Source organism: Acinetobacter sp. YH16038 (assembly GCF_013417275.1).
Taxonomy (GTDB): Bacteria; Pseudomonadota; Gammaproteobacteria; order Pseudomonadales; family Moraxellaceae; genus Acinetobacter.
In genome coordinates, this window is sequence record NZ_VPEG01000009.1 from 115,478 (window position 1) to 124,561 (window position 9,084).

Sequence of the window (9,084 nt, forward strand, 5' to 3'; positions counted from 1 at the left end):
TGAAGAAAAAACCATGCTGAATTTTCCGACAGAATAGAAAGATAAGAACCCAGAAAAGTTGAAGCGTCCATTGATATGAACGCTTCTCAGTAAGATAGTTTTATTGAAAAATGCTTTGAACTTTAGACATCCAATACATCAACGAATTGAGCATCTAGAACCTTAGCTAAGTCCGCAGGTTTTAAACCAATATCCAGACCGCGTTTACCCCCACTGACATAGATTTTATTCAGCTGTTCTGCAGATGCATCAATGACAGTTTTCAGGCGTTTTTTCTGCCCAACCGGACTAATCCCACCGACAAGATAACCGGTTAGACGTTCTGCCTGTTTGGGATCAGCCATTTGTAGCTTTTTACAACCAAAGGTTGATGCTACTTTTTTCAGGTTTAACTGATGGTTGACTGGAAGAACTGCTACAAAATACTGCTTCTCATCTGTGACCAATAAGGTTTTAAATACTTCTTCTACTGCCAGCCCTAACTTTTCTGCTGCTTCCAAACCAAAGCTTTTGGCATTAGCATCATGTTCATATTCGTGAATGCTATATTCAATTTTTTGAGATTTTAATAATTTGCATGCAGGTGTCATAACAGCTTCGATAGTATTTTGACGGAATCTTCATTATAGCTTATCAAGTCTGCTTGGGTTTTATTCTGTGATTCTCAATAGTCTATACAATCAATATATGTTCAAAATACAATCAGATACCATCACCTTTTAATCCAGAATATCTATTCATATTGTACTTTAACTGAACTTAGCTATCCCATTTATCATTGTAATTCCGCATACCATCTTGTTCTTAAGCTTAAAAATTCATCATTTAAAAACTTAGGCAATATTCAGATGAATAACAACGCCTATACATGAAGTGCCATTTTGCCAATGTTATTGAGCGAACATAAAGAATTACAAATAAAGGTAAGCTTTAGAAAATTGAGCACATTCGTCAATATTAGATGAGGCCAGTAAAAGATTAATGAAGAATCATAAGTTTTTAATTTTACTTTTACGGCCAGTATCATTTAGCCAATGTTCAGTAGCAATGAGCCTATCTCTTTTTGCAGAAAAATAATGTGTGACTTGCTTTACTAGCGACATAAAATCCATTTAATACTACACTTCACTTCATACCATTTATCAAATAACTTTTTGATTTTTATTCCAAGTTTGATATTTTAGTTTACAGAATAATGAATAGAATAAAATTCTGATTCATTCAAAAATCTAATGAAAATCCGGTCTTTTAGCGATCACCACAATTTTTGATATGAGCAGAGACTTCGAGTAATAATTTTTATTTTTGACAAGCCATTGCCGAATAAACACTCAATTTAAAAGAATTATGAATAAACATTGAGGTCTAACTTACACAGCATAAATGTAACAATTCAGCCAATTCATCTAAAATATAAAAATGATGTAAAAGACGAAGATTTGGTAGTTTTGAACATTGCTAAATGCTTGCAAAGTTTTCATTATATGGCCACTGCGTGGTACATGCTTTTCTATGTCAATTCAAAGAAATTATAAAAATAATGTAGGAATTCATGCCATAATAGGCGAAGTTTGTAGACATCTTGCAAACCTATCCTGAAACTTTTTAACTGGAGCACCATAGATGACTTCGACCATTTTGGTTATTCATGGACCGAATTTAAATTTGCTAGGAAAGCGCGAACCCGAAGTTTATGGTTATTTAACTCTAGAAGATATTAATCAGCAGCTCACTGCTCAGGCTGAAAAAGCTACTTTACAACTTGACACTTTCCAGAGCAACTGGGAAGGCGCAATTGTTGACCGAATTCATCAAGCCCAACAAGACGGCGTGCAATATATCATTATTAATCCTGCTGCCCTGACACATACCTCAGTTGCAGTTCGTGATGCACTTCTTGGCGTGGCAATCCCGTTTATTGAAGTCCACCTGTCTAACGTCCATGCACGTGAGGCATTCCGACATCATTCATATCTATCCGATAAAGCTATTGGCGTGATCTGTGGTCTAGGTGCAAAAGGCTATGCTGCCGCACTCGACTATGTCATTGAAAAAATACAATCTTCTAAACAATCTTAATTAGGAATACTGTCTCATGGATATCCGTAAAATCAAGAAGCTCATCGATTTGATGATTGAATCTGACTTACAGGCGATTGAAGTTAAGGAAGGTGATCAGTCGATTGCTCTGACTCGTCGTAATCCAGTAGTTGCAGCAGCTGTTCCTGCAATGCCTGCACCTGCAGCTGACGTCCCTGCAGCTAAATCTCCTCGTGGTGCAGTTGAAAAATCTCCAATGGTTGGCGTGTTCTATGCGGCTCCAAGCCCAGGCGAAGCACCTTTTGTAAAAATTGGCCAAACTGTTTCTGCTGGCGAAACACTGGGTATCATTGAAGCAATGAAAATCATGAACCCGATTGAAGCAACTCAAAGCGGCGTGATTGAAGAAATTCTGGTGAAAAATGGTGAAGTGATTCAGTTTGGTCAGCCACTTTTCCGTTACCGCGCCTAATCACTTCGGGGATTCATAATGTTGCAAAAAGTTTTAATTGCAAACCGAGGTGAGATCGCCTTGCGCATCGCCCGAGCTTGCAAAACTTTAGGAATTAAAACAGTCGGTGTCTATTCAGACGCTGACAAAGACCTGATGCACTTACGCTTCTGTGACGAAGCCGTGTGTATTGGTCCTGGCGCAAGTAGCGACAGTTACCTGAATATTCCAGCCCTGATTACAGCTGCTGAAATCACCAGCGCAGATGCCATCCACCCTGGTTATGGCTTCCTGTCTGAAAATGCTGAATTTGCTGAAATCGTAGAAAGCTCTGGTTTTATCTTCATTGGTCCACGTCCAGAACATATTCGCCTGATGGGGAACAAGGTTTCTGCGATTATTGCCATGAAAAAAGCGGGTGTACCAACTGTACCTGGCTGTGATCATGCGGTGACGATTCACAATGCGCTTGCTGAAGCCAAAGAAATTGGTTTCCCGCTCATCGTGAAAGCGGCTTCCGGTGGTGGTGGTCGTGGTATGCGTATCGTAGAACGTGTGGATACCCTGCTTGAATCAGTACAAGCCGCGCAGCGTGATGCAGAAATGTGGTTTGGCGATGACACGGTTTATATGGAACGTTTCCTGCAAAAACCGCGTCACGTCGAAGTACAGGTTCTAGGCGATGGTAATGGTCATGCGATCCATTTATATGACCGTGACTGTTCTTTACAGCGTCGTCACCAGAAAGTACTTGAAGAAGCGCCAGCGCCTAACCTGCCAGAACAGGCTCGTGCTGACATTCTTGAGGCCTGTGTCAATGCTTGTAAATTGATGCAATATCGTGGTGCCGGTACATTCGAGTTCCTGTTTGAAGAAGGCGAATTCTTCTTTATCGAAATGAACACCCGTGTTCAGGTAGAACACCCTGTGACTGAAATGGTCACCGGTATCGACATCATTGAACAGCAGTTACGTATTGCGGCTGGCTTAGGTCTGGATATCCAGCAAGAAGATGTACGTGTTCAAGGTCATGCGATCGAATGCCGTATCAATGCAGAAGATCCATCGAACTTTATGCCATCTCCTGGCAAAATCGAGACTTTTTATGCGCCAGGTGGTGCAGGTATCCGTTTAGACTCTCATATCTATCCAGGTTACAGCATCCCGCCATATTATGATTCTATGATTGCCAAGCTAATTGCCCATGGTAAAGACCGTGAAACTGCAATTGCACGTATGAAACAGGCCTTGGATGAAATGATTCTGACAGGTGTGAAAACCAATATCCCATTACACAAAGATCTGATTCTTCAGGATGAAAATTTCTGTGAACAGGCGATGGATATTCACTATCTGGAAAAACATTTGTTGAAGCAGCTTGAAGGTGCTGAAGACAAAGAAAAAGCTTGATCCAGTAATTGATCTAATAAAAAAACCGCTGAATTCAGCGGTTTTTTTATATCTAGCCTTCAATCAAGGCAAAATGCGTCGAAGCACAGCAAAACATTGTTCTGCTTTTTCATTGGCACAGAAATTAATGGTATTGGAATTCTGCCACTTCACAAAATACTGCGAAATCTCACCTGACTGATCTACCTGATTACCGGAACAGTCTTTTTCATTATTGTCGTATTTAACCTGCATAATCAGCGCTGGAATCTGTGCAGCAGGATCTTGTGAAGGCTGATAGTCATACAACCCTGTGGTCCATTCTGAACCGCTTTTAATCACTACGTTGTTATTGCCTTTAAAATTATAGTATTCAACACATTTCTTATTATCTGGAATTTCCATTCCCCATAGCCCGACAATTTCAGGACGGGTATTAATGGTAAAGGTATTCGGAACTTCGATAGGTTTCGCAATACTATTTGCAGCTTGATTATTATTTTCTGTTGCCATTAGCCAAGATGAGCTCATGAGCAAGACAAGGCTAAGACAGGTTTTTTTCATATTCACAGGCTTCGTTTCAATCCTAATAATTAATTTTAACTTATCATATTTTTCGGGATCATATTCTGCTCTGCATCAGTTTAAATACCGAAATAAAACAAATTTTTATCATTATAGTTTAAAAACATGGATTTCCTTTTTTAATTTTTTTGTATATATTTCGTATACAAACGTATATTGATAACGTAAGTAAAAACAGATTATTCCAAGAATAAAGTTGTACTTTTGGGTAAAAAGCATTTCCCAAACAAAGTGATATTTCACAAATAAAAATTAGATACAGGACTTAGATTTGCGAATACCTCGAATCACAGACCAGAACTTGAATCCTGAAACATATGCCTACTTGGTCATTCTTTTCATTATTTTAGTGACTTGTTTGATTGGCATTATGACCAGAACACAGGATTACTTAGCCATACTCTGGCCTTCCAATGCTGCCTTACTGGCCATGTTTTTACGCTTCCCCCATTTAAACAATATGGGCGGGTGGCTAGGTGCTTTCTGTGCGTTCATGTTTGCTGATCTGGCGACAGGTAATAATCTTTTACAGAGTCTGTTTCTAACGCTTGCTAACCTGATCAGTACGATTGTATCGCTATTTTTTATCCGATATTTCCAGATCAATTATAAGTACTACAATACTGGCTTCACTTTCGTGCATATGTTCGGCATCTGTGCATTCGCAGGATGCCTGGCCAGTGCAGTGTTTGCCGTTGCGACCTTACCCAATCTTCCTCATTCCTTTATGACCAAGGAAAATTTATGGATAGATTTTGGGCTGTGGTGGACAGGCGAAATGGTAAATTACATTATTGTCCTGCCGCTTTTTTTAGCCTTTCCTAGAACCAAAGATCTCAAGTATTTATTTAAAAACCGCAGAAAGAAGCAGAACTCTTTTAGTTATCTGCTGCCAGCAGGTACGGTAATCCTGTGTATTATCCTGAGTAATATTTTTGTCGGTCCAGGTGCCCTGCTTTATCCGCTGGCAGCTTTAATCTGGGCAGCACTGACCTATCGCATCTTTACGATTGCGATTATTAATGCCTTTGTAATCATTTTGATGTATTACAGCCTGACCCAGTTCTATGCCACTACACATGATACGTTGGCAGACTCGACCATTTATATCTCATTAAGGATCGGACTGTTTATGCTGGCATTATCGCCGCTGATCCTGTGTATCATCAGTCAGAACCGTAATGACCTGTTTAAACGGGTATTGTATTTGGCCAATCACGACAGTCTGACACGGACCATGAACCGGCATTTTTTCTTCCAGAAAGGTGAATATTTACTGCAACATTCCAAGAGCGTGCAGTTTTCCCTGATTATGCTGGATATCGACCATTTCAAACGTTTAAATGATCATTTTGGCCATCATGTGGGCGATAAAGTACTGCAACATTTTGCTGAAATCATCCGTTCTAATCTACGTTCTCAGGATCTGTTTGCGCGTATTGGTGGTGAGGAATTTGTGATTTTGCTTTGGGATACTAAACCGTCCAAAGCCCAGTTTATTGCCGAGCGTATTCGTGAACTGGTAGCTAAAACGCCAATGTATCAACCTGATGGATCACCGTTATCGATTACTGTGAGTCTCGGGATTACGCATCAACATGCCCCGCTTTCTCAGGATTTACAGCAACTGATCAATACCGCGGATCAGGCCTTATATCAAGCCAAACACTTGGGACGTAATCAGGTGGTGCTTGCATCCTGAACTGAAACCCTCTACAACCTTATAACAATATCAACGCTAGGGAATGCAGATGAAATTTGAAGAATACTTACAATACGATGGATTAGGACTGGCTGAACTGGTTAAAAATAAACAGGTGCATTCAAGTGAACTTTTATCAGTTGCCTTAGAACGCAGTGCAAATATTAATCCTGAAATCAATGCCATTATTATTCCCATGCATGAGCATGCCTTGCAGCGTACCCAGCAAAAACTGTCTGGCCCCTTTGCTGGAGTTCCATTTCTGGTCAAAGACCTGTTTCAGGAATATGCAGGTTATCCGACGTCTTATGGATGTCAGGGTTTAAAGCGTATCGGGTATATCGCTGAAACCAATGCCGAGATTGTTAATCGTTGGGAACAGGCAGGTATTGTGACCTTTGGTCGGACCAACACCCCTGAATTCGGAATTAAAGGCATTACAGAGCCAGATGCCTGGGGAAGCTGTAAAAACCCGTGGAATTTAAGACATAACAGTGGTGGCTCGTCAGGCGGTTCTGCTTCTGCTGTGGCAGCCGGCATTGTGCCAATTGCCGGTGCAGGTGATGGTGGTGGCTCAATTCGTATTCCGGCTTCCTACTGTGGTCTGTTTGGTTTAAAACCAAGCCGTGGACGTACGCCGTGGGGACCGCAAATGAGTGAGGCAATGCACGGTGCTGCCATTCAACATGTACTCACCAAAACTGTTCGGGATAGTGCGGCAATGCTGGATGCCACCCATGGTGAAGATCGCAGTTCGCTGTTTACGATCCAACGTCCGCATACACATTATCTGGAAGTGATTCAGCAACCACCAAAAAAATTAAAAATCGCATTTAATACGCGTTCCAGCATTGATACGCCTGTTTCTCAAGATGCTATTAAAGCGGTAGAACAAACTGCCCGTTTACTGGAATCTTTAGGTCATGAAGTCGTTGAGGATCAACCGCAGATTGATGGTATGCAACTGGCTAAAGATTTTATTACAACGTGGTTTAGCCAGTTTTCTTATATGCTAGACGAAATCCAGAAAGGCTATCCATCCAGATCAGGCGATTTTGAACTGGATTCTCTGGCGCTAGCCGCTTTTGGTGCCAAAACAACGGCGATTGAATATATCCAGAATCTGACCAACTGGGGACAATATGTGACCCAGATGAATCATTTCTTTGATGATTATGATCTCTACCTGACGCCAGCCACGGCCACTGTTGCACCCAAAAATGGTGAAGTCAAAACACCAAACTGGCAGAAGCCAATTCTTAAAGCTTTATTAAAAATGAATAAGGCACATTTATTGGCACAAGGTAAGCTGGTCGATCAGATTGTGAAAGAAAATCTGAAATGGGTGCCATTCACGCAGTTAGCCAATATTACCGGCCTTCCAGCAATGTCTGTACCGCTTTACTGGAATGAAGATAACTTACCTTTGGGTTCACAGTTTATTGCACCATTTGCCCGTGAAGATTTACTGTTGCAACTGGCCGCTCAATTAGAACAGGCTCAGCCTTGGTTTGATCAATATTCCAAAATCCGCATTTAATTATTCAATCGTATCTTAAACCTGCTTTTGCAGTTCGACTTTGTTGGGTAAGCCAAATACCAGCAATAGGCCCAGCAAGGTCGATAGCGCAGCAGCAATAAAGATTGATGTTCCACCGACCTGATCCCAATAACGACCGGCAAGAATACTCCCACTCGCCACGCCTAAGCCCCACATGGTGCTATACAGTGCCTGTCCACGGCCTTGCTGTCCAGCCGAGAAGTTCTGAAAAATAACCCGCATGGCAATCATATGAAATAAGCCAAAACTCAGGGCATGAATGGTCTGGGCAAAAAACTGTTCCAGAAATAACGATGGAAATAGGCCTACAGTCAGCCATCTTAAACCGGTCATTAACAGGCATAGCATCACCAGATGACGCCATGACCAGCGTGTTAGAAAAAATGTAGCGTAGGCAAACATAATGATTTCAGCAATAACCCCAACCGACCAGAGTAATCCGATCTGACTGGTACTGAATCCATTCTGGCTGAGATAGTTACTATAAAAACTATAAAATGGCGCATGTGAAAACAGCATGATCAGTTCAATCAGGAAAAAACTGTATACCACCGGACGCTTGAAGATCGGCCATAAAGCTTCGAGTTTTTTCTGAGCTGTGGGTGCTGCTGTAGGTTCTTTGATGGTAAATGACCAGAGAAAAGCCAGAAATGAAATACAAAGTAATAAGACTGGTAGCATACTGATGCTGATAATCTCAAAAATAGCACCTAAACCAAATACGCCAATAATAAATCCAATAGATCCCCACTTACGGACTTTGCCATAGAGCTCTACCCTTTTTTCACCTAACCAGAATAAAGTCACGCCTTCAAACTGAGCCAAAATTGCATTTTGAAAGAAACTGAAAATCAGCATGAGCAAAGCGACTGACTGAAAACTATTTGGAATGATAAATATCATGAACCAGATACAGGCTTCCATCCAGGTAGCTATACGCACCAGCAACATGCGTTTCCCGGATTTGTCTGCAATCCATCCCCAAATAAATGGCGCAAAAAATCGGGTGATAATCGCAATCGAAGATAAAATCCCAATTTCCTGATAATTAAAGCCTTGATCCTCTAGATACAGACTCCAGAAAGGCATGAATGCGCCCACAATCGCATAATAAAAAAAGTAGAAAAAACTGAGTCTGTAATGAATAGCTAGAGATTGCATCAAACTAGATACTCTTTCATTTCTGATAACTTAAAATAAATATAAGTTGCGCTGAGTTGCATTGAATGGTAAGCGTCCGCTGAGCCCCACTTTTTCTAACTCATTAATACCGCGATAGTGTCCACTAAAATTTAAGTGGACACCTATTTATGGATTTAAAGACAGTTATAGACACTGCACCAACGCTAAAAAAGC

The 9,084-nt window shown here is 41.0% G+C and carries 8 protein-coding genes; 5 read left to right on the top strand and 3 right to left on the bottom strand.

What is annotated here, in order from left to right:
• Positions 1-122: 122 nt before the first annotated feature.
• Complete coding sequence (gene ybaK, locus FTV34_RS05845) at positions 123-590, bottom strand: Cys-tRNA(Pro) deacylase (RefSeq protein WP_180069280.1); 468 nt, start codon at positions 588-590, stop codon at positions 123-125.
• A gap of 1,033 nt (positions 591-1,623) precedes the next feature.
• On the opposite strand from ybaK, the gene aroQ reads away from it, so the two are divergent.
• The 3 genes from aroQ to accC are packed head-to-tail and all read left to right on the top strand — an operon-like array spanning position 1,624 to position 3,901.
• Complete coding sequence (gene aroQ / locus FTV34_RS05850; RefSeq protein WP_004785950.1) at positions 1,624-2,079, top strand: type II 3-dehydroquinate dehydratase; 456 nt, start codon at positions 1,624-1,626, stop codon at positions 2,077-2,079.
• A gap of 16 nt (positions 2,080-2,095) precedes the next feature.
• Positions 2,096-2,512, top strand: a complete 417-nt coding sequence (gene accB / locus FTV34_RS05855) for an acetyl-CoA carboxylase biotin carboxyl carrier protein (protein ID WP_004785952.1) — start codon at positions 2,096-2,098, stop codon at positions 2,510-2,512.
• Positions 2,513-2,530: 18 nt separating this feature from the next.
• A complete protein-coding gene (gene accC / locus FTV34_RS05860) occupies positions 2,531-3,901 on the top strand; it encodes an acetyl-CoA carboxylase biotin carboxylase subunit (protein WP_159122960.1) in 1,371 nt (456 codons plus the stop codon).
• A gap of 63 nt (positions 3,902-3,964) precedes the next feature.
• Here the strand turns inward: accC and FTV34_RS05865 are convergent, their stop codons facing one another.
• On the bottom strand, positions 3,965-4,411 hold the full coding sequence (locus FTV34_RS05865; RefSeq protein WP_171065466.1) for a hypothetical protein: 447 nt from the start codon (positions 4,409-4,411) through the stop codon (positions 3,965-3,967).
• 325 nt (positions 4,412-4,736) lie between these two features.
• Here FTV34_RS05865 and FTV34_RS05870 point away from each other — a divergent pair, with 325 nt between their 5' ends.
• Positions 4,737-6,167, top strand: a complete 1,431-nt coding sequence (locus tag FTV34_RS05870) for a diguanylate cyclase (RefSeq protein ID WP_180053625.1) — start codon at positions 4,737-4,739, stop codon at positions 6,165-6,167.
• A gap of 49 nt (positions 6,168-6,216) precedes the next feature.
• Positions 6,217-7,707 carry an amidase gene (locus FTV34_RS05875; RefSeq protein WP_180069283.1) on the top strand — a complete coding sequence of 497 codons (1,491 nt, stop codon included), beginning with the start codon at positions 6,217-6,219 and terminating at the stop codon, positions 7,705-7,707.
• 15 nt (positions 7,708-7,722) lie between these two features.
• Here the strand turns inward: FTV34_RS05875 and FTV34_RS05880 are convergent, their stop codons facing one another.
• The gene (locus tag FTV34_RS05880; protein ID WP_180069286.1) at positions 7,723-8,889 is read right to left on the bottom strand and encodes an MFS transporter; all 1,167 of its coding nucleotides are present in this window, start codon (positions 8,887-8,889) and stop codon (positions 7,723-7,725) included.
• Positions 8,890-9,084 lie beyond the last annotated feature (195 nt).